This is a genomic window from Vallitalea sediminicola, from assembly GCF_054408565.1.
Map to the genome: position 1 here is coordinate 50190 of NZ_BTPT01000073.1, position 21250 is coordinate 71439.

General features: G+C 29.7%; 19 protein-coding genes. 2 read left to right on the forward strand and 17 right to left on the reverse strand.

The genetic code is table 11. The annotated features are described in order from the left end of the window. Window positions 1-22 precede the first annotated feature (22 nt). Both uvrB and ACX6CF_RS23040 read right to left on the reverse strand, forming a co-directional pair. Window positions 23-2011 (reverse strand): excinuclease ABC subunit UvrB, encoded by a 1989-nt coding sequence (gene uvrB, locus ACX6CF_RS23035; protein ID WP_458787728.1) that lies wholly within the window; start codon window positions 2009-2011, stop codon window positions 23-25. A 331-nt stretch (window positions 2012-2342) separates the two neighbouring features. Continuing rightward, window positions 2343-3341 carry a hypothetical protein gene (locus tag ACX6CF_RS23040; protein WP_458787729.1) on the reverse strand — a complete coding sequence of 333 codons (999 nt, stop codon included), beginning with the start codon at window positions 3339-3341 and terminating at the stop codon, window positions 2343-2345. Window positions 3342-3776: 435 nt separating this feature from the next. Between ACX6CF_RS23040 and pdxS the strand changes: the two genes are divergently transcribed. Together pdxS and pdxT are read left to right on the forward strand one after the other, a co-directional pair. After that, the gene (gene pdxS, locus ACX6CF_RS23045) at window positions 3777-4655 is read left to right on the forward strand and encodes a pyridoxal 5'-phosphate synthase lyase subunit PdxS (protein WP_458787730.1); all 879 of its coding nucleotides are present in this window, start codon (window positions 3777-3779) and stop codon (window positions 4653-4655) included. Between the two features lies 1 nt (window position 4656). Then, entirely contained in the window at window positions 4657-5226 is a 570-nt protein-coding gene (pdxT, locus tag ACX6CF_RS23050; protein ID WP_458787731.1) for a pyridoxal 5'-phosphate synthase glutaminase subunit PdxT, read from the forward strand. Window positions 5227-5476: 250 nt separating this feature from the next. Here the strand turns inward: pdxT and ACX6CF_RS23055 are convergent, their stop codons facing one another. The 15 genes from ACX6CF_RS23055 to ACX6CF_RS23125 all read right to left on the reverse strand — a co-directional run bounded on the left by ACX6CF_RS23055 (window position 5477) and on the right by ACX6CF_RS23125 (window position 21215). Next, window positions 5477-6739, reverse strand: coding sequence for a PDZ domain-containing protein (locus ACX6CF_RS23055; RefSeq protein WP_458787732.1), 1263 nt, complete (start codon window positions 6737-6739; stop codon window positions 5477-5479). Between the two features lie 53 nt (window positions 6740-6792). Next, a complete protein-coding gene (locus tag ACX6CF_RS23060; RefSeq protein ID WP_458787733.1) occupies window positions 6793-8052 on the reverse strand; it encodes a S41 family peptidase in 1260 nt (419 codons plus the stop codon). A 110-nt stretch (window positions 8053-8162) separates the two neighbouring features. After that, window positions 8163-9293, reverse strand: a complete 1131-nt coding sequence (locus ACX6CF_RS23065; protein ID WP_458787734.1) for a murein hydrolase activator EnvC family protein — start codon at window positions 9291-9293, stop codon at window positions 8163-8165. A 39-nt stretch (window positions 9294-9332) separates the two neighbouring features. Then, window positions 9333-10244, reverse strand: a complete 912-nt coding sequence (gene ftsX / locus ACX6CF_RS23070) for a permease-like cell division protein FtsX (protein WP_458787735.1) — start codon at window positions 10242-10244, stop codon at window positions 9333-9335. Continuing rightward, on the reverse strand, window positions 10234-10920 hold the full coding sequence (gene ftsE, locus ACX6CF_RS23075; RefSeq protein WP_458787736.1) for a cell division ATP-binding protein FtsE: 687 nt from the start codon (window positions 10918-10920) through the stop codon (window positions 10234-10236). Before ftsE ends, ftsX begins: the two co-directional genes overlap by 11 nt. 130 nt (window positions 10921-11050) lie before the next feature. Further along, window positions 11051-12142, reverse strand: a complete 1092-nt coding sequence (locus ACX6CF_RS23080) for a PucR family transcriptional regulator (RefSeq protein ID WP_458787737.1) — start codon at window positions 12140-12142, stop codon at window positions 11051-11053. Between the two features lie 433 nt (window positions 12143-12575). Next, on the reverse strand, window positions 12576-13688 hold the full coding sequence (locus ACX6CF_RS23085; RefSeq protein WP_458787738.1) for an ABC transporter ATP-binding protein: 1113 nt from the start codon (window positions 13686-13688) through the stop codon (window positions 12576-12578). A gap of 508 nt (window positions 13689-14196) precedes the next feature. Further along, window positions 14197-15066 carry a YitT family protein gene (locus ACX6CF_RS23090; protein WP_458787739.1) on the reverse strand — a complete coding sequence of 290 codons (870 nt, stop codon included), beginning with the start codon at window positions 15064-15066 and terminating at the stop codon, window positions 14197-14199. 49 nt (window positions 15067-15115) lie between these two features. Beyond that, on the reverse strand, window positions 15116-15841 hold the full coding sequence (locus ACX6CF_RS23095; RefSeq protein ID WP_458787740.1) for a WecB/TagA/CpsF family glycosyltransferase: 726 nt from the start codon (window positions 15839-15841) through the stop codon (window positions 15116-15118). Window positions 15842-15859: 18 nt separating this feature from the next. Continuing rightward, window positions 15860-16954, reverse strand: coding sequence for a polysaccharide pyruvyl transferase CsaB (csaB, locus tag ACX6CF_RS23100; RefSeq protein WP_458787741.1), 1095 nt, complete (start codon window positions 16952-16954; stop codon window positions 15860-15862). Between the two features lie 40 nt (window positions 16955-16994). Further along, window positions 16995-18359, reverse strand: coding sequence for an O-antigen ligase family protein (locus ACX6CF_RS23105; protein ID WP_458787742.1), 1365 nt, complete (start codon window positions 18357-18359; stop codon window positions 16995-16997). Between the two features lie 55 nt (window positions 18360-18414). After that, window positions 18415-18897 carry a hypothetical protein gene (locus tag ACX6CF_RS23110; protein WP_458787743.1) on the reverse strand — a complete coding sequence of 161 codons (483 nt, stop codon included), beginning with the start codon at window positions 18895-18897 and terminating at the stop codon, window positions 18415-18417. Between the two features lie 40 nt (window positions 18898-18937). Continuing rightward, a complete protein-coding gene (locus ACX6CF_RS23115; protein ID WP_458787744.1) occupies window positions 18938-19426 on the reverse strand; it encodes a DUF4330 domain-containing protein in 489 nt (162 codons plus the stop codon). Between the two features lie 88 nt (window positions 19427-19514). After that, window positions 19515-20009 (reverse strand): DUF4330 domain-containing protein, encoded by a 495-nt coding sequence (locus ACX6CF_RS23120; RefSeq protein ID WP_458787745.1) that lies wholly within the window; start codon window positions 20007-20009, stop codon window positions 19515-19517. An 81-nt stretch (window positions 20010-20090) separates the two neighbouring features. Next, window positions 20091-21215, reverse strand: coding sequence for a glycosyltransferase (locus ACX6CF_RS23125; RefSeq protein WP_458787746.1), 1125 nt, complete (start codon window positions 21213-21215; stop codon window positions 20091-20093). Window positions 21216-21250: the final 35 nt, after the last annotated feature.

The window sequence follows — 21250 nt, forward strand, 5'->3', positions numbered from 1 at the left end:
TTGAATTAAATATTATATGAATCTAATTCAGTGTATTCAATTGTTTCTTTAATTCATATAGCTCATCTCTAAGCCTGGCAGCTGTTTCAAATTGTAAGTCCATAGCCGCCTGCTTCATATCTTTTGAACATTTTAGAATTTTAACTTCTAATTCTTCTTTGCTCATAGATTCTGGATCTTTGTTTAATTCGTAAGTTGCATCTGATTCTGCAACCTGAGTTATACGAATAATATCTCTTACAGGTTTATTTATTGTCTTAGGAGTTATATTATGTTCTTGATTATATTTTTCCTGAATGTCCCTTCTTCTATTAGTCTCAGAAATAGCCCTATTCATACTCTTTGTTATAATATCTGCATACATAATAACCTTACCTTCAACATTTCTAGCCGCACGACCTACTGTTTGTACAAGTGCAGTTTCAGAACGAAGAAAACCTTCTTTATCTGCATCAAGTATAGCTACTAGAGTAATTTCAGGTATGTCTAAGCCCTCTCTAAGTAAATTAATTCCAATAATAACATCAAAAACATCCATTCTAAGATCACGTACTATTTCTATTCTCTCAAGAGTATCTATGTCAGAGTGTAAATATCTAACTCTAATCCCTGATTCTTTCATATAATCCGTTAAGTCCTCTGCCATCCTTTTTGTTAAAGTCGTTATTAGTATTTTATTTTTCTTCTCTATTTCTCTTTGAACATTAGATATTAAGTCATCAATTTGTCCTTTTACTGGTTTAACTTCTATTTTCGGATCCAATAAGCCTGTTGGTCTAATGATTTGTTCTGCCATCAATTGCTTATGATCATATTCATATGGTCCAGGTGTTGCTGAAACAAATAATACTTGATTTAACTTATTTTCAAATTCTTGAAAGTTAAGAGGTCTATTATCTTTTGCTGAAGGCAGTCTAAATCCATACTCAACCAAAGTTGATTTTCTTGACTGGTCTCCTGCATACATACCTCTTACTTGAGGAACTGTCATATGTGATTCATCTATAATAAGTAAAAAATCATCTGGAAAATAATCAAAAAGCGTATGTGGTGGAGCCCCTGGTGGTAACCCTGTTAAATGTCTTGAGTAATTCTCTATCCCTGAACAGAATCCTGTTTCTCTAATCATTTCCACATCATAATTAGTTCTCTGTGCAATTCTTTGAGCTTCTAATAGTTTGTCCTTTTCTCTATAAGACTTTACTACTTCCGTCTTTTCTATCTCTATAGAATTAATTGCCGTTTCTATTTTATCAGTTTCTATTACATAGTGAGATGCAGGAAATATAGCAGTATGTTCTATATAACCTAATACTTCACCAGTAATTACATTAATCTCTGTTATCCTATCTATCTCATCTCCAAATAATTCAACTCTTATTGCTCTGTCAGAAGAAGCAGCAGGAAATATTTCAATAACATCTCCTCTAACTCTAAACGTACCCCTAACAAAGTTCATATCATTTCTCATATATTGAATATCTACTAATTTTTTTAATATTTCATCTCTATCCTTTACCATTCCAGGTCTTAAGGATAGCACCATATTTTTATAATCTATAGGACTACCAAGTCCATATATACATGACACACTTGCTACAATAATAACATCGTCTCTCTCTGCTAGTGATGCTGTAGCTGAGTGTCTTAATTTATCTATTTCTTCATTTATTGATGAGTCTTTTTCTATAAAAGTATCTGTGTGAGGGACATATGCTTCTGGTTGATAATAATCATAATAACTTACAAAGTATTCAACAGCATTATTTGGGAAAAACTCTTTAAATTCACTATATAGTTGAGCTGCTAATGTTTTATTATGAGCCATAATCAATGTAGGCTTTTTTAATTCTTTTATAATATGTGCCATAGTGAATGTTTTTCCTGAACCTGTGACTCCCATTAAAGTTTCAAATTTATTACCTTTTTGAAATCCATGAGCTAGTTTTTCGATAGCCTGTGGTTGATCTCCTGTAGGATCAAATTTAGAATGTATTTCGAAATTTGCCATATTATCACCTCTGTTTCATTTTTGCACATTAAATTAATCTCCAATCATTAATAGGCAATTAATTCAATCTTATCAAATTAATATTATGAACTAAATAAAAATGATATCCATTTTATACCAATTGTCAAAATCATAATATGTATGTATATAAACAATGCATTATTTTAGTCTTAACCATTATATCATATTAATAAAAAAAAGCAAACATATGTTTGTGCAAATTTTATCCATTATTACAACGTGTTAGTATACTAAAAAAATACCTCCTAAAGTAAATTATACTCTAAGAGGTTAATAAAAAAATAATGTTCATTCATAATATCAATGCATATTAATACGCATAAAATTCATTTATCTTATTAATTATTGTTCTATTTGTTAAGTTAGGCTTCCATGAATCACCAAAATGGCTCATTGGATACAATGTTTTTACGGATTCAAATGTACTAAAATATTTATTATATGCATTTTTACAATATTCAGCAGTTGTTCCATAAGATGTAACTCTATCATCACGCCATGTATATGCTATATCTATCTCAAGCTGTACACCTAAAACTGTATTTCTTGAACTAACACCATTAACTTTTTGGGTTTCAATCCAACCTTTAATCTTACCTAAAACATCCTTTCCTCCAAAATAGTAATTTGGTTGAATTAATATTATATCAAAAAGATTAGGATAAGCTCTTAAGACATGACTTATTTCTCCATATACACCATAATATGGACACCATAATAGTTTCTTATTTCTATAATCACTATTACTATGCATAATGTCTCCTACATTTTTATGATATTTCCCATTATCAGTGTATTCTTCATCGTATACATATATACCCTCTATATTATTATTCCATACCTCATCACTGAAATTAGCTTTTAAATCTGCGAAAAAAGCTTTAATATTAGGTGAATTAGGTGATTGCTGCTTACCATTAACAAATGAGCTTGGTGTAGCAATAAAAATTTTATTATTCTTTGTTTGGCTATGTGACACAATGTAGTCTACATATTTTTTCACATAGCCAATGTAATCAATATAATCATAATAATGCTTACTCATATTCCAATCATATGTAACATGATATCCTCCATCAGGAGAAATAACATATGTATTGACATTATCATAGTCCATTAATTCAGAACTTAAACTCGTTCCACTGTTTAGATACAAAAACAACATCTTATAGTTACTTCCTGATCTAGCTGAACTACTTGCTATGCTATCAGTTCTGTCATTAATATTATAAGCATTACTAGAAAAACTTAATGTTGTCATTGATGTGATGATTAGCAAACTTGCTAATAGTAATTTCACTTTTTTCATTTGATTTTCTCCTTCGTTTATTTATTTATGCAAGTATATAGCTTATATAATAAAATGTAAATATATTTGGGGGTTTTTTGATTATTATTAAGTTTTTTAAGATTATCATAATATTTCTTTAAATACATACGTACTCTTCACTTAATATAGCTTCAGAGACATATAAATATATAACAGCTTTATCTAACTATATCTACAGATAGATATATAGTTATCAACACCAAACTGACCACTTGAAAAAACTTAAAACTGTTCCTTTCAAAACATACAGTATTATACTATATTGTTATTATACATAATTCATTGCAATGTTTATGAATAACTCAATATAATCGGGAACAAAGATGAATTACTCAAATACTGCTTTGAATATGCTAGTAGAAAAAGCTAGTTTTATTCAGTGATGTCAAATAGAAATTAATTGGAGGATATAACATGAATGAAAGATATGAATTAAATAAAAATCTTGCTCAAATGCTAAAAGGTGGAGTTATCATGGATGTAACGAATCCTGCACAAGCTATTATTGCTGAAAAAGCAGGAGCATGTGCCGTTATGGCTTTAGAGAGAGTACCAGCAGATATACGCCGTGATGGTGGTATAGCAAGAATGTCAGACCCTCAAATGATAAAAGGTATACAAAAAGCTGTATCCATACCTGTTATGGCTAAAGTAAGAATAGGTCATTTTGTAGAGGCACAAATCCTTGAGGCATTAGAAATAGATTATATTGATGAAAGTGAAGTGCTAACACCAGCAGATAATCTCTATCATATAGATAAACAAAATTTCAAATCACCTTTTGTTTGTGGTGCAAGAAACCTTGGTGAAGCTTTAAGAAGAATTGGAGAAGGTGCTTCAATGATAAGAACTAAAGGAGAGGCAGGTACCGGAGATGTCATTGAAGCAGTAAAACATATGCGTACAATGATGTCAGAAATCAGAAAAATAGCTTCAATGAATACTGAAGAGCTAATGAATACTGCAAAAGAGATGGGAGCTCCTTACGACTTGGTAAAATACATCCATGAACACGGTCATCTTCCAGTAGTAAACTTTGCAGCAGGAGGTATTGCAACACCTGCCGATGCAGCATTAATGATGCAATTAGGATGTGATGGTGTATTTGTAGGTTCTGGAATATTCAAATCAGGTAACCCTGAGAAAAGAGCAGATGCCATTGTCAAAGCAGTAACCTACTATAATGACCCAACTATGCTCGCAAAATTGTCAGAAGACTTGGGTAAACCAATGAGCGGAATTGCTGTTGAATCCTTAGAAGAAAAAGAAAAGCTTGCAAGTAGAGGCTGGTAATATGAAAATTGGTGTATTAGCATTACAAGGTGCTTATATTGAACATATAACTAAATTAGAAAAATTGAAGATTGAAACAAAAGAAATTAGATATAACAAGGATTTTGATGACATTGATGGTCTAATAATCCCAGGTGGTGAAAGTACCTCAATAGGGAAATTATTAGATGAATTTCATATTAAAAGCAAAGTATATGATGTAATCAAAAATGGACTCCCAACATGGGGAACCTGTGCCGGCATGATTTTACTAGCCAAAAAAATACATGGTACCAATAAAACATATATACCTTTAATGGATATAGAAGTTGTCAAAAATGCTTATGGAAGACAACTATCCAGTTTTATTGCGAACCAAAAAATTAAAGGAATCCCAAACGATTCCTTCCCCATGGTATTTATTAGAGCCCCATATATAAATAATATAGAAAAAAATGTTGAAATACTTTCTAAAGTCAACGAAAAAATAGTAGCCGCCAAACAAGATAACATACTAGTAACATCATTTCACCCTGAACTTACAGACGACCTAAGAATGCATCAATACTTTATTAACATGATTAATCAATAAAAATATATTATATAAACCCTTTTATGCCACCATCCATTAGTTATTGTTTTTAACTTACCTAAGAGTGGTAACATATATAATGAACCATATATATTGATATGAACGACTTTTACAGGTTGTTGCTACATCTCAAACAAATAATTAGCAACAACTGTAACGAAAGTGATTATCAATATATATGGTTCTAACATACTACCGTAGTCAATCCTATCTTCTAAATCATGTATTATCTAAAAATACATAGAACACTTTATTTCCTAAACCGATTCCTAATTATATGGAATAACCCTATCTTTTGCACACTTTGATGCTTATAAATAATCCTTGGATTCTCCGGAATCAGTCTTACCTGCAAATCAGTAATACCATCCGGATAAGCCTTAAATTCATAAGTATCTATACTTCCATCAAGATGTATGACTTCTACCCATATAAAAGTAAAACTATTTTTTAATATTGCCCTATACTGCCGTGTATTCAACACATTTATCCCATTGATTTTAGCTATTACATCTCCAACCCCAATACCCATTTGATCTGCAGCACCATCTCTAGTAACTCCCATAACCCTTACCCCTTTATCAGGTACTGTATATATAGGCTCTCTTTTGCTTTCAATATATTGTTCATACAGAATCATACCCTCATGGATACCTGCCATAAGGATAGTCCCTAATATCTGTAGAAAAATATTACCTGCTGAAAAGATAGATAATATAATCAATAACACACTGTATACCATCAATCTTAACGCTGTTTTTCTACTTCTTTTCTTAGGTTCCTCACAATATGTTATACTACTATACCCTAAAGCTCCAACAAAAGGCATTAATCCATAGAAATATGTACTAATATCAGTAGGAATGTCTTTCAGCAATGGCCACCACTGGGGCATCTGAACAATCTCAGAACTTGATGCTCCTCCACTTGATAATACAAGCATTGCTATAGGCAATGGCCAATATTTCTGCATAAGATGTCCTACAACAATTTTTCCATCCTTTTTTGTAACAATGGGTATAGGATCATCAGCACCAACAAAATAAATCAATATAGCTTCCATTAGATGTAATATACCGACTAATGCTAATAATCCACTTATATTAATATTTATATCAGGTAAGGTTAATCCAAATATTGTTTGGCCTCTAAATAACAATGATAGAACGCCCATAACAGAAGCAGCATATGAAAAGCATAAATATCTAATATTCATAAGGGATAATAAAAGAGCAAGTGGAAGAAGGAATATTAAATAATATGTCAAATTAATTGGAAGCCCAATAATAGCAATTATCAGACTACCAATTATCCCAATGATTATCCCTTGTAGGATGGACTCTACAAGGGAACTTATAACTGTTTTAGAATTATCAAAGTTATATATATTAACACTTTTATATTTTTTAATTAAAAGATATAGAATCCATATTACAAATATAAATGAAAAATTAAACAATGCTCTTGAAATAGATAGTAGTGTAATATGGATTATTTCTAACAATGGATTCATATATGCTCCCCTATTTAACATCATTAACCATTTAACTAGTTTCTTTTTTATTATTAATTACTATTAGCCATCTGTTCTTCAGCAATTTTATCTTTCATAACTTCTACAGCTTTTGCAAATTGTGTATCTTCCTCTCGTTTAATTACTAATTCTTTTTTGAGTTCTTCTGGTAATTCAATTTGCACATCTGGTTCAATTCCCTTACCATGAATATAGTTACCACTAGGAGTAAAATATTTTGAAATAGTAACTTTTACCGCTGAACCATCTTCTAATGGAAATACCCTTTGAACTAACCCTTTACCAAAAGTAGTCGTCCCTACAACTGTACCAATACCACTATCCTTTATGGCACCTGTTAAAATTTCAGATGCACTAGCACTATTTTCATTAGCCAATACAACTATAGGTTTTGTGAATTTATGTTCTTCATCAGAAGAAGCTTGCTCTCTATAACCATTTTTATCTTCTGTATAAACAATCAATCCTTGTGGTAGAAGTTCGTCAGCCATATCGATTACAATATTCAAAAGTCCTCCAGGATTATTTCTAAGATCAATAATTAGTCCTTTTTCTTCCTTTGCTTCCAAATCATAAAGTGCTTCTTTGAATTGATCGTAGGTTACTTCTTCAAATCCAGTGATACGCATATAACCTATTTCATCTTCTAACATCTCATGTGAGACAGTCGACATAGTGATAACATCTCTTTTTATTACCAAGTCCTTATTAGATTCATCAGACTCTCTATAAATGCTTAAAGTTACTTTTGTACCTTTTTTTCCTCTAATCATGTTGGCAACTACTTCTTCCATAGTAAGACCTTCTATATCTTGATCATCAACTTTTCTTACTATATCACCAGGAAGTAATCCTGCTTTTTCTGCTGGTGAACCTATGAATGGAGATACTATCATTAACTCTTTTGTCTCCTCAATATAGGTAACAACTGCGCCAATACCTTCATAACTTCCTGATGTACTTTCCATGAAAGAATCGTATTGCTTTTTAGTGTAATATACAGTATATGGATCATCCAAACCTTCCAATAAACCTCCATATAAACCTTCATAAGCACTGTTATATAGATCATCTTTATTATAATCCTCTAGATAATATCTATCATCTACTAGCTTAAGTATATCATCTATTTTTTCTTCTGGATTATCGTATCCTTCCTTTACGACTTGAACACCTTTATTATCTTCCACTTCGTGCATTAATTTTGATGATCCAAAATATATTACATTTATTACAAGAATAATAGCCATACCAACAAATAATCCATAAATAAATTTTTTTCTTTCAGCCATTTTTCATTCTCCTTACTATACTAATAATATTGTATTGTTTTTGAGTTAGTATTATTCCATTATAGCAAAAAAACTGCATTAGCAGTTTTTTGCAATTAAATAATTTTTTATTAATTAAGCATATTAATTGGATTAACCCATTCACCATTTTTTCTTATACCAAAATGCAAATGAGGTCCAGTTGACCATCCTGTATTACCTGATTTTGCGATGGTTTGTCCAATTTTTACTTTTTGTCCTTTTTTTACTAGTAATTTAGAGTTATGTGCATAGATAGTGACATATCCACTTCCATGATCTATCAAAGCATAGTTACCCCATACACTACTATAACCAGCAAATGTCACGGTTCCATTACTAGCCGCTTTTACAGACGTCCCAGATGGTATACCAATATCAATACCTGTGTGATATGAAGGATTTTTTGTAATAGGATGAGGTCTTGGACCAAAATCACATGTTATACGACGTGATTTAGTAGGCCAAGACATCTTACCACCTGCATAAACTAATTTACTCTTAATATTATCAATAGCCTTTGCTATTTCATCCATTTCTTTCTTCTTAGCATCTATTTCTGCTTGATTAATTCTTTTATCCGTTTCTAGAACAGCCATTTCTTTTTCTTTAGTTGCTTGTACTTCTTCTAATGCAACTTTTTGAAGGTCACACTCATCTTTCAATCCAACAATTATTTTCTTATCATCTTCAAGTTTTGCTTCTTTATTAGCTATATCATCTCTTATATCTTCTAGTTCTTTTATCATATTCATATCATATTCCAACAATGCGTTTACGTACTCTACCCTGTTAAGTAGATCACTTAAATTTTTGGATTCTAACACTACCTCTAAATAGGCTGAATCTCCTTGTTCGTATATTACTTTCATACGTTCACTTGTTTGCTTAAAATATTTTGCTTCCTTTTCCTTAGCTTTTGCTAAGTCTTGCTTAGTGACTTCAATCTCTTTTTCTTTATCACCTAATTGTTGCTCTAAATCTTTAATCTTAAAATCGAATTCATCAATCTGCATATCTAACTGTATAACTCTTTCTATCAACTCTTTAATATCTGAATCCAACTCTTTGATATTCTGTTCATTTTCCTTTATCGAACTTTGGTTATTTTTCTTTTCTTGTTCCAATTCATCTAACTGCTGCTTATAGGAAGAAGCAAATATTGTAGTTGGAACCATAAACAAAAGTAATATGATCATACAATTTTTAATTACTCTTTTCATATAGCCCTCCATTATTATTTTATAAATTTTCTCAAGTAGTTAGACTTTTAAGTGCTTTCTTATAGTAATTCTACTTCCTACGATACCTATACCCATTCCGATAATTAGTGATAATGGTATAAGTATTCTATATATCTGTCCTACATCCATAAATGATAAGAACTGATTAATTACAACAAATTTTTCATTTATTTTATTTATTACATAGTCATATGCAAAGTATATTATTGCTAACGGTACTATTGCACCCACCGCTCCTATAAGCATACCTTCTATTATAAATGGGAATTTTATAAAAAAGTCTTTTGCTCCCAAATACTTCATAATGCCAATTTCATTTTTTCTAACCGATATAGCTATTCTCACTGTGTTAGAAATTAGGAAAACAGATATGAAAATAAGTATTACAATAAGTACTATACTCATATAATTTATAAAATTATTGAATCCTTTTATTATCTCTGTAAGATTTTTTTCCTGATTTATTTCTCTAACACCTTTTAGAGTTTGTATGTACTTTATTAATAATTCCTGATTATCAATATCTTTAATTAATACCTGGAAACTATCCGAGTCTTTTAATGGATTATTTTCTCCATCAAATCCAGTCAGTAGTTCTTCATTATTTTCATACATTGTTTTTTTAAAGTTTTCCCATGCTTGCTCTGGTGAAATATATTCAACTGATTTTACTTCTTCTCTTTGGCTTATCATGGTTTCAATAGCTTTTCTATCTGCTTCAGTTATATCTTTTTTCAGAAAAACCACTATTCCTAAGTTACTTTCTGCTTCTTGTAACGTAAATTCAACATTGGCAGCAGTTATATAAAAAACTCCTACAATAAATAGACAAGCCGCTATTGTACCAATAGAAGCGATGGACATTAATCTATTTTTAAATAAATTAATTACCCCTTGTTTAAAGCAATAATCAACTGTTCTAAGCTTCATCCCCGTAGTCTCCCCTTTGCACATCTCTTACAACACATCCATTATTAAGGGTAATAACTCGTTTTTTCATTGCATTAACCATCTCTTTGTCATGAGTTACAACAACTACCGTGGTACCCCTCATATTAATTTCTGTTAGTAATTTCATTATTTCCCATGAATTATTAGGATCAAGATTTCCTGTAGGTTCATCTGCTACCAGAATTGGGGGATTATTAACAATTGCTCTAGCTAGTGCTGTTCTTTGTTTCTCCCCACCTGAAATCTCTGTTGGATACATTTTTGCCTTCTTAGAAAGACCCACCATTGATAATACCATAGGTACACTTCTTCTTATTTTTTTACTTGAAACTTCTGTTACCTTAAGTGCAAAAGCAACATTATCATATACTGTCATTTTATCAAGCAATCTAAAATCTTGAAATACAACTCCAATATTTCTTCTTAGTGTAGAAACGTAACGTCTTCTTAATTTTGTTATATCCTTGTCATCAACAAATAATTTTCCTTCAGTTGAATCTAGTTCTTTCATTAATAATTTTATTAATGTAGTTTTTCCTGAACCACTATTACCAACTATAAAAACAAACTCTCCTTTTTCTATTCCCAATGATACATTATTCAAAGCACATACCCCATTAGGATATATCTTTGTAATGTTTTCAAGACGTATCAACTATTATCCTCCTAACTACAAAAAACAAACTATTATTTTACTCCGACTCATATGTAAATGAACAAATGACTTAGGCAATTGTAGATAACTACAATTGCTTTATCATTTTTTTCACTCATACATCTATATCTTAATATTCTGATTCACTAATAAATTTCATATACTTAACAACCATCAATGCTATTTTGAATGTAATGGCATCTTCAAAAATACGTAAATCAAGACCAGTATTCTTTTGTAGTTTGTCTAATCTATACACAAGAGTATTCCTATGGATATATAACTGTCTTGATGTCTCAGATACATTCAAACTATTTTCAAAGAATTTATTTATTGTTGTGATGGTTTCTTTATCAAAATCATCTGGTGATTTTCCATGGAATATTTCTTTTATAAACATTTGACAAAGAGGTAATGGTAATTGATAAATAATTCTTCCAATTCCTAGATTATTATAACCTACAATATACTTGTCCACGTAGAATATTTTACCTACTTCTAAAGCCATTTTAGCTTCTTTGTAAGAACGTGAAACATCTTTAATATCATTTACTACTGTACCCATAGCCACATACACACTACTCATAGCTTCTGTGTTAAGAGTATCTAAGATTACTTTTGCAATTTTATTAATATCTTCGTTAGTATCGTTTTCATCTAATTCTTTTACAATAATAATATTTTTTTCATCAACAGCAGTAATGAAGTCTTTAGTTTTTAGAGGGAATATACTTCTTACGATCTCTAGAGCGTTATTATCTTTCTCGAATTTAGTTTCTACTAAAAATGTTACTCTTCTGACATCTGTCTCAATGTGAAGTTTCTTAGCCCTATTATATATATCAACAAGTAATAGATTGTCCAGTAATAAATTCTTGATAAAATTGTCTTTATCAAATCTTTCTTTGTAGGCTACTAAAAGATTTTGTATTTGAAAAGATGCTATCTTTCCTATTTTATAAACATCTTCTGCTTCACCTTTTGCAGAAACTACATATTCTACATTATGATCATCATAAACTTTAAAAAATTGATACCCTAGAACTAATTGACTTTCTGCTTGTGATCTTACGAAATCTGGAACTGCAAAATTGTATTCTTCTAATCTACCTTCTTCAGTTGTTGCTAGTATCTTGCCATCTGGATCTATAACACTTATATCAATACGTGTTATTGTTTTTAGTCCTTCAATGGTGTTTTGAATAATTTGGTTTGATATCATTTATTTCTCTCCCTTATTATTTAGTATTGAAAAGCATATTATATAAGTGAATAAAATATTTGTTATTAAAGTTATTTCCAATTTTAGGCTTTACTATTTCCCTTATTATATATTTTATAGCAAAATCTACAAAAATAAAAGAGGGAATACGTAATTTTGTATATTTCCTCTTAATCATTTACAAAAAGTTCATAAATCTTGTTAGTTTTTAATAACGAATATACAATTTTTTATATTTTTTTCATTTTTACTATACGATATTAGTTATATTATGTTAATAGCAAGTAACAATTACTAAATAACATTGTAATACTTTTAATAAATAAAGCCATGTATATTAAATTTAAACATAAAAATCAAAGGGAATGTAGTATTCTACATTCCCTTTTGGTATATTAACATTTTTCATGTTAAAAATCTAATTTAATATAATCTAGTTAGCAATAGTCTTTTCAGTTTCTTTATCAAAGAGATGAATTCTATTTAAATCCATAGCCAACTCAACTTTATCTCCTGGTTTAGCTTTTGATCTTGGATCTACACGTGCTGTCATGTCATAACCATCAACAATAACATATAAGAATGTTTCAGAACCTAACATTTCTGTAACATTTACATCCGCCATAACAATACTCTTTGGTGATGATTCTAAGAAAATTTGGCTATCATGTATATCTTGTGGACGAATACCCATAACTACTTCTTTACCTATATAACCACCATCGATTAAAATCTTAGCTTTCACTTCAGGTAAAGTAATTCTGTTTGATTCAAATACTAAATCAATACCATTACCATTCTTAGCTACTTTTGCATCAAGGAAGTTCATTTGTGGTGATCCAATAAAACCAGCAACAAATAGGTTTTTGGGTCTTTCATATAAGTTAGTTGGTGTATCAACTTGTTGCACAATACCATCTTTCATAACAACGATACGAGTACCTAATGTCATCGCCTCAACCTGATCATGAGTAACATAGATAATTGTTGTTGCTAATCTTTGATGTAATTTAGAAATTTCAAGTCTCATTTGAACTCTAAGTTTAGCATCTAAGTTTGAAAGAGGTTCATCCATTAAGAATACTTTTGGTTCACGAACAATAGCACGACCCATAGCTACACGTTGTCTTTGTCCACCTGATAATGCTTTTGGTTTACGATCTAATAAATGCTCTATATCTAATATTCTAGCAGCTTCCGTAACTCTTTTTTGAATTTCTGCTTTAGGAGTTTTACGTAGTTTAAGACCAAATGCCATGTTATCATAAACAGTCATATGAGGATATAACGCATAGTTTTGGAAAACCATGGCGATATCTCTGTCTTTTGGTTCAACATCATTAACTAATTTCTCACCAATGTAAAGTTCACCTTCTGTGATTTCTTCAAGTCCAGCAATCATACGAAGTGTAGTTGATTTACCACAACCTGATGGTCCTACAAAGATAATAAATTCTTTATCAGCGATTTCAAGATTAAAATCTTGTACAGCTGTAACTCCTTGAGCATATACTTTTTTAATATTCTTTAATGATAAGCTTGCCATAATAAATTAGCCCCCTTAGGATTTTTTTGTAATTTTCCGGCTCTTGTATGTATCTACGTATGATAATATACTATATTTCAGGGGCTAATACCATAGGTTAATTAAACAAATTAGCTGTTTTCATTTTGTTTAATTTGTATATTGCTTATTCTATTTAATACTTATATCTATAATATTAATTTGATAAGTTACTAATCTATATATAATGACTAATTTCTTAATATATAATAATCATGTACTACTCTGTTTCTAGTATGATTTACCCAAAAAAAAGTAATAAATTATGTCACACTTGTAAAATTAACATATTAATTATTATAATCTATTAACACCAATCCTGAAAATTTGCATTATATATGAATTAATAATTAGTCAACTTATCTATACTTATATCGTGATAAGTAAATATAGATAAAACTTATACTTTTTTTTATATATTTTTTTTGCTGAGAATTACATAAAAAATAGTCTATAAATAAGGTTTTCCTATAGAAAAAATGCTTTAATTTTATTTATATTCTATAAACCCTTCTCCTAAAACTTCTTTTACATCTGCAACAATAACAAAGGCAGATTTATCATATTCTCTGACAATCTCTTTCAATTTAACAATTTCTTTTTTTGATACAACACAAAGAAGTACTTCTTTGCTCTTTTTAGAAAATTTACCACTACCTTGTAAACCTGTTACTCCTCTATCTAATCTTTGCATAATTTCGTTGGATATTGCATCGTTATGATCAGATATGATTAATGCTGCTTTTGAGAAATGAATACCCTCCAAAAACGCATCTATAATTTTAGCAGAAATAAATACTGCCACTAAAGCATACATAGCCTTTTCCATGCCAAATATAAAGTATCCTGATAAAATTATAACAGCGTCTAACATAAGCATTAATTGAGCTACTGATATATGCTTTATATAGTGTTGTATTATACTGGCTGCTAAATCTGTTCCACCTGTAGTTGAATATGCCGAAAAAACTAATCCTAGCCCTGCTCCAGATATAACACCTCCAAACACGCTTCCAAGTAACATATCATTTGTAGCTGGTGGTAAATAAGATGTATAGATTAAAGCTAATGATAAAAACATTGTAGAGAATAAACTTCTACCGCCAAAATTTTTACCCTTAATAAGCACTGCTGTAAAAAACAAAGGAATATTTATGACAATATTAGTAATCCATGGTTCAATTCCACCAGGTACTATATTTTCAGTCATTTTTTTAATAATTATAGCCAAGCCAGTAACTCCACCTGTTACAAGATCCAGAGGGATAAAGAACATATTTAATCCCGCCGCTAATAATGTTACTCCTACAATTATTATAAAATAATCCATAATAGGTTTTCGCTTACTTGTTAATTCCATAATTTTTCTCCTTCTGTTATACAAATTTAAGCATTTTTAAGAAAACATTTTAGCTAGCTTTCCTATGTATAATAACTTTTATTAAGAACATGGGTAATTTTATCATCCTTTTTATTCTGGTAGGTTGTTTTATAAGCCTATAAAACCATTCAAGACCTAATTTTTGATATATTTCAGGAGCTCTTTTTACAATTCCTGCCATTCCATCAAAGCTACCTCCAACGCCTAGAGCAACTTTGACATTTAAATTATTAATATTCTTGCTTATCCATTTTTCTTGTTTCGGAGCACCTAAACCTACTAATAATAAATCCGGTTGAAGAGAATTTATAGTATCCATAATCTTTTGCTCTTCTTTTTCATCAAAATATCCATCATGTATACCAACAACATTTAACCCTTTGTGTATCTCTTTCATTTTATTAGCAGCTTGTAAGGCTACTCCTTTGGAAGCTCCAAAAAAATATACAGTTTTATCAGTACCTTTAATCTTATTAAAAACGTTTTGAAGAAGATCATAACCTGCAACACGTTCTGTTATACTTTTTTTCATTATTTTAGAAGCAATAACAATACCTATTCCATCAGGAATAACCAAATCACCTTGATTAAGAATATTTCTAAACTCTTCATCTTGATTTGCTGCCATAACAAATTCTGGATTAGGGGTATAGATTTTATATTTTTTATCGCTATTAGTATATTCTATTACCTTATTAACGGCTTTGCTCATTGTTAAATCATCTACTTTAACTCCCAAAATATCAACTTTCATCTATTAACATTAATCCTTTCATTTTTTTGATACATTTATCAGATCTAAAAGATATTTATTGTTAAGCTCTGATTTCTTTTTCATTTCGACCTTTATCTTATTCAACTTCTCAACATAATTATCATAATTATTATAAACATCATTAACAATATTATTAATAGAAGTTATATTTAATTCTTGAACATCACCTGCTGATGGCATATCCATCAGTTCCAAATAGCAACTGACTTTTGGATCATATACAAATCCTACCATTGGTATACTGCTTAACGCCGCAAATAATAAAGCATGAAGTCTCATACTTAGTATCATATGCATTTCACCTATTACTCCAATAATAGATGATGAATCCAAGTCTTTATCCAGTACATAAGATTTGTTCTTCATCATACTAGAAATGTGTTTACTAATACCTATATCTTCTTTATATTCCATTGGAATGAAAACTATATTTACATTTTTATCTTCTATAAGTTCATCACATACTTTTGCGATTATCTCTTCATATCTAATGTTTTTCCATTCTCTAAATAAAATTCCTACAAGTGGTTTATCCAACGGAATGCCACCATCTGCTAAGAGTTTTTTGTAACCATCTTTTTTAATATTCATAGAAAATACAGGATCTGCAGTAACATGGATTATAGGTTTTGTTACTTTCATACTCTCTAAATCTCTTCTTGACAATTCATCCCTAAGAGTTATTAGATCCACCTTATTAACTATGTATTTTGTCATCATTCTATTCATTTTCTTGTATATTGGTCCAATTCCATTAGCATATAGCATAACCTTTTTTTTATATAATTTAGATAATTTTATTATACCTAAATAATATAGGAGTGATCTTGTACTTGTAGTATCTTGTAGTAGACTACCCCCACCACTTATTATAATATCTGCATTTTTTATAGTTTTGTTAACTTCTTTCCAGTCAAATCTATATATTGATTTTATATTATTATCTTTCATAGTAATTGTAGGATTTTTAGATAAAGCTATAATATTAGCTTCTATATTCAATTCTCTAATTCCTTCACATATAGCTGATAGTATTGCATCATCACCACAATTACTATAACCAATATATCCAGAGATTACAATATTTATCATGTAAACACCCATTCCTTTAATGAAATAAAATGCCATCTTATTATTTCATTCTATTATCTCTTATACTATATCCACTTTTATCCATCTTAAGTGCCATTATCAGTCCTATACAAAGCCAAAAATAGGTCACCATCATGGGAACTTCAAATATGTTTTCTACAGCATTTTGCGCTAGTATACCTAACGCTCCTGCAAATAATCCCATCATTAGATCTTTTTTCCTTTTATTACGTTCTTCTATGACTGCTGTGGTACACCATTTAACTACGCATATTAGAAGTAAAATAAAAGATACTAATCCTAATATACCCATTTCAGCTAATGTCTTAAGATAATAATTATCCATATAGAAAGGAGATAAATCATTATTGGTTGCAACAGCTCCTCCATATCTTCCTAATCCTAACCCAATAATTTTATTTCCTTCACTCCAAGCTTCAATGCCTTCTTCCCATCTATATATTCTTCCACCTTGGGATGATTTAGCTTTATATTCATCAGTAAACATATATGTCAATCTACTTGATAATGAAGGAAGCATAAGTACAGCTATACTTCCACATAATATAAGCGGTAAAATAAATTTTTTATTTTTATAGAGTATAAAGATACCAATACCGAAAGCAGCTGATATCCATGCCCCTCTTGACATAGTTGCAAATAATCCTCCAGCCATGACTATTGTCATACATAGTGCAATAAATTTCCTCCATCTATTATAATCAGAAGTAAGTAACGCTATACTCATAGGAATAAAAAGCACAAAAATCGCTCCTAGTATATTAGGACTTCCTACAATAGAATACGCTCTTGTAGTTATACTTTCTGCACTATCTACCCAATTACCTAACATCTCAGCACCAGTTAAGTACTGATATATACCATGTAATCCTAGTAATGTACCAACTGATGTCAATACCCAATACACTTTCAGAATACTTTTTGTAGAATCAAGTAATTGAACCGCTAAGAAATACCATAGCATATATTGTACAACCGCCCTTAATCCATCGATTGCAATTTCTAGATTAGGTGAATTAATAAATACTAGTAAAATACCTATTAAAACAAAAAAAACAATTGGAAAATCTATAGGAGTGGATTTATAAACACCTTTTTTCCTATAACGTATTAATTTATAGATAAATATACATATAAACCCTAGAAACATTAATTCATCCCATATACTTGAAAAAACAGCCAAACCAGCTACGTTTCTTACTACAAAATCAATAAAGACATATAGTCCAAGTAGTATAACTGTCTTTTGATAATCTAGAATAATAGCTGCCGCTAATATTATAACCATCGTTGCTCCCAAAGCCATGCTAATGCCTAATTTAGCGCCTATCATACCAATAACTAAACCAATTATTATAATTAATACATTTATTTTATTTTTCACATTGTTCACCAACTAACTTGTATTATTTTCATATTTATCTTCTAATTCAACTTATTCAGCTTATAATTTTGTTCAACAGACAAATCAACATACTATTTTCCTTATACTCTCGCATAAGATATTCCATAGAATTAACAACTATGGTTAATACAACAAATACTAGTACGTATTTTATTTTATAGCCAGCAAACATACTAAAAGCAATATTAGTTATTATATATCCAATAATAAAACTTATCATAAATTGATTGAATACCCTTATTTTCTTATTCTCCATATCATACGTTAATTTACCTATTGCATTTATTATGAAGCTAGTTGTACAACCTCTATTAATACAATTAAATAATGCATTAAATGCTTTTCCTATAGCACACAATAGTTTATATATTAATGAATACTGATATATTGAATGGTTAAACTTAGTAGATTTGTGAATTTTCTTCTTTTTCCTTGTTTTATAGAAAAAGCTATACTCATGTATTCTATCAACATACTTAATTATTCTATAAAAAAAACTAGTTCTAATTACATTCATAGCTTTCTTTCCTCTCTTATATATCTCCTAAGTCAAGTTATTACTTTATAACCTCATATATAAAACCTGGCATTTCACATAATTTAGTTCTAACAAAGTTACTACATCCGATTCTAATTTCTTGTTCACCCAATTTAAAAATCGGATCTTTATCAGATACAGTTGCTTTTATAGTTATGAAAGCTTGCTTATAAAATGGATGTTTCTGTGAAGAAACTTCACCATTCTCATCTTGTACAGTCTTATAATAATCTTCTATTTTAATATCAGTTATAGTTGCATCTAGGACTCTTTTATCTTGAACTAATTTATCTCCTATATTATATTGTTCGAAGAAATATCCATAGTTTGGCACTAATCTAACAACATATTCCACTTCTTTTGTTTGGTTAGAACCTAATACATTGATATCATTACCTTTAAATTTATAAAATGCTCCTAAAACTAATGCAATAATCAGAACAATGGTTATTAAGTCAATAATATTAATTAATCCAAATAGTTTACCTTTTTCATTTATAATCTTCATCTATTTCTCTCCCTTATATTATTGTTTTCTCCTAACTTTCCCACCTTTAATTTAGCCTGCCTGAATTTTTTGTAGTGGGTAAGTTTAATTATTGCTCTAATCTAACCTCTTTAACAAGTCCTTTTATTTGACCATTACTAGTTTTTATCCAGTATGGCAACCCAACTTTTATCTCTTGTCCACCACTATCAATGTATGGTCCACTTATATTGGCTTTACATTTAATTCCAACTTCGATTGTTTTTCTGCTTGGATCTTTTGTTGCAACAAGTTTTCCATCTTTTGTAGTTGCAACATAATCATCATCTCTTATATCAACGTAATCTATGTTTCCTGGTTGATATTTGTTTTGAGCAACTATAGTTTCTCCTTCTACAATAGATTCTGCTATGTCTGGTGCTTGAGAATAAGCTTCTGCAACAATATATATATCCTGTTTAGCAGATGAAATAGCTATCCCACTACCTTTATTATTTAATTTATTAATAACAGCAATACCTATCACTATTACTAAAAGAATAATAATTATATCCATAATATTAATCTTACCAAATAATTTACCATTCTTGTCAATTAATTTCATATTATCCTTCCTTTCTTAACGACTATTTTGTTGACTTAAACTTTTAAGAAGACTCTATATCAATTCAACTTATATAGATGGTTAATTTTTTAATATGTTTTTATATATTTCTAAATGTGATTTTGCCATGTTTACATCAGAGAAATTATTTTTAATTCTATTATACATATTTTCACTATATTTATTCCTCATATCAGTATCGTCAGCAAGCATCATAATATCTTTCGCTAATTGCTTATAATTACTGTCTTCAAATAATAATCCTGAATCTTCGTGTATAATCATCTCTGGTATTCCACCTACAGCTGAACTAATAGTAGCTTTCTTATTAAGTGCACCTTCCAACAATGCATATGGAAAACTTTCGCTGTGAGATGTTAGTGTATTAATATCCAATGTGTTATAGAAATTATCAATATCCTTAATGAATCCTAGAAATTTAATTTTATCTCCTAGATTATTGTTAATAACAAATTCCTTATATTTTTCAGTATGTTTTTCATCACCGTTACCAGCAATTAAAAATTCAATATTACTAGAAGTTTGTACTACTTTAGCTGCTGCTTTAAGAAAAACAGGAATTCCTTTCACTGGATGAAGTCTGGTTACAATACCTACATAAATCTTATTCACGTCATACTTAATATCATATCTACCCAAAAATTCTTGTTTAGATACTGAATATTCTTTTTCTACTATTTCGATACCATTATAAGATACAAAAATCTTATTATCCTTGAATCCTCTTTCTACTAACATTTTTTTGAACCGGTTAGTTATTGCTATAAAATAATCCATATGTTTTAAACTAAAATAATTTAAAGTTGTATATACTATCTTTTTATACAAGTTATTATCAAAATCCGATTTATAATCGCTATGTATAGTAGATACAGTAGGTATAGAATATTTTCTTTTGATAAACATGGCTAAAAAATTAGCTCTTGCTCCATGGCAATGAAGTATATCATATTTATCCTTTTTCAGCATTTCAACCAGACGATTAACAATGTCTAACTTATATCTTTTATTTTGTTTTATAACAACAACGTCAATACCTTTCTCTCTTGCTTCTTTTGCAAACCCCTCGTCTAAAAGGCATACAAGTGTTATATCTGCATGCTTACTTAATTCATTTATTAGAGTAATGACATGAGTCTTTGCTCCTCCACTATCTCCTCCACTAATAAGATGTAATATTTTCATAACATTCAACCTTCCTACTATTGTATCTCATAACT

Excerpts from the sequence above, each read along its gene's own strand:
- uvrB (WP_458787728.1), bottom strand. The coding sequence starts at position 2,011 with ATGGCAAATTTCGAAATACATTCTAAATTTGATCCTACAGGAGATCAA.
- ACX6CF_RS23040 (WP_458787729.1), bottom strand. The coding sequence starts at position 3,341 with ATGAAAAAAGTGAAATTACTATTAGCAAGTTTGCTAATCATCACATCA.
- pdxS (WP_458787730.1), top strand. The coding sequence starts at position 3,777 with ATGAATGAAAGATATGAATTAAATAAAAATCTTGCTCAAATGCTAAAA.
- pdxT (WP_458787731.1), top strand. The coding sequence starts at position 4,657 with ATGAAAATTGGTGTATTAGCATTACAAGGTGCTTATATTGAACATATA.
- ACX6CF_RS23055 (WP_458787732.1), bottom strand. The coding sequence starts at position 6,739 with ATGAATCCATTGTTAGAAATAATCCATATTACACTACTATCTATTTCA.
- ACX6CF_RS23060 (WP_458787733.1), bottom strand. The coding sequence starts at position 8,052 with ATGGCTGAAAGAAAAAAATTTATTTATGGATTATTTGTTGGTATGGCT.
- ACX6CF_RS23065 (WP_458787734.1), bottom strand. The coding sequence starts at position 9,293 with ATGAAAAGAGTAATTAAAAATTGTATGATCATATTACTTTTGTTTATG.
- ftsX (WP_458787735.1), bottom strand. The coding sequence starts at position 10,244 with ATGAAGCTTAGAACAGTTGATTATTGCTTTAAACAAGGGGTAATTAAT.
- ACX6CF_RS23080 (WP_458787737.1), bottom strand. The coding sequence starts at position 12,142 with ATGATATCAAACCAAATTATTCAAAACACCATTGAAGGACTAAAAACA.
- ACX6CF_RS23085 (WP_458787738.1), bottom strand. The coding sequence starts at position 13,688 with ATGGCAAGCTTATCATTAAAGAATATTAAAAAAGTATATGCTCAAGGA.
- ACX6CF_RS23090 (WP_458787739.1), bottom strand. The coding sequence starts at position 15,066 with ATGGAATTAACAAGTAAGCGAAAACCTATTATGGATTATTTTATAATA.
- ACX6CF_RS23095 (WP_458787740.1), bottom strand. The coding sequence starts at position 15,841 with ATGAAAGTTGATATTTTGGGAGTTAAAGTAGATGATTTAACAATGAGC.
- csaB (WP_458787741.1), bottom strand. The coding sequence starts at position 16,954 with ATGATAAATATTGTAATCTCTGGATATATTGGTTATAGTAATTGTGGT.
- ACX6CF_RS23110 (WP_458787743.1), bottom strand. The coding sequence starts at position 18,897 with ATGAATGTAATTAGAACTAGTTTTTTTTATAGAATAATTAAGTATGTT.
- ACX6CF_RS23115 (WP_458787744.1), bottom strand. The coding sequence starts at position 19,426 with ATGAAGATTATAAATGAAAAAGGTAAACTATTTGGATTAATTAATATT.
- ACX6CF_RS23120 (WP_458787745.1), bottom strand. The coding sequence starts at position 20,009 with ATGAAATTAATTGACAAGAATGGTAAATTATTTGGTAAGATTAATATT.
- ACX6CF_RS23125 (WP_458787746.1), bottom strand. The coding sequence starts at position 21,215 with ATGAAAATATTACATCTTATTAGTGGAGGAGATAGTGGAGGAGCAAAG.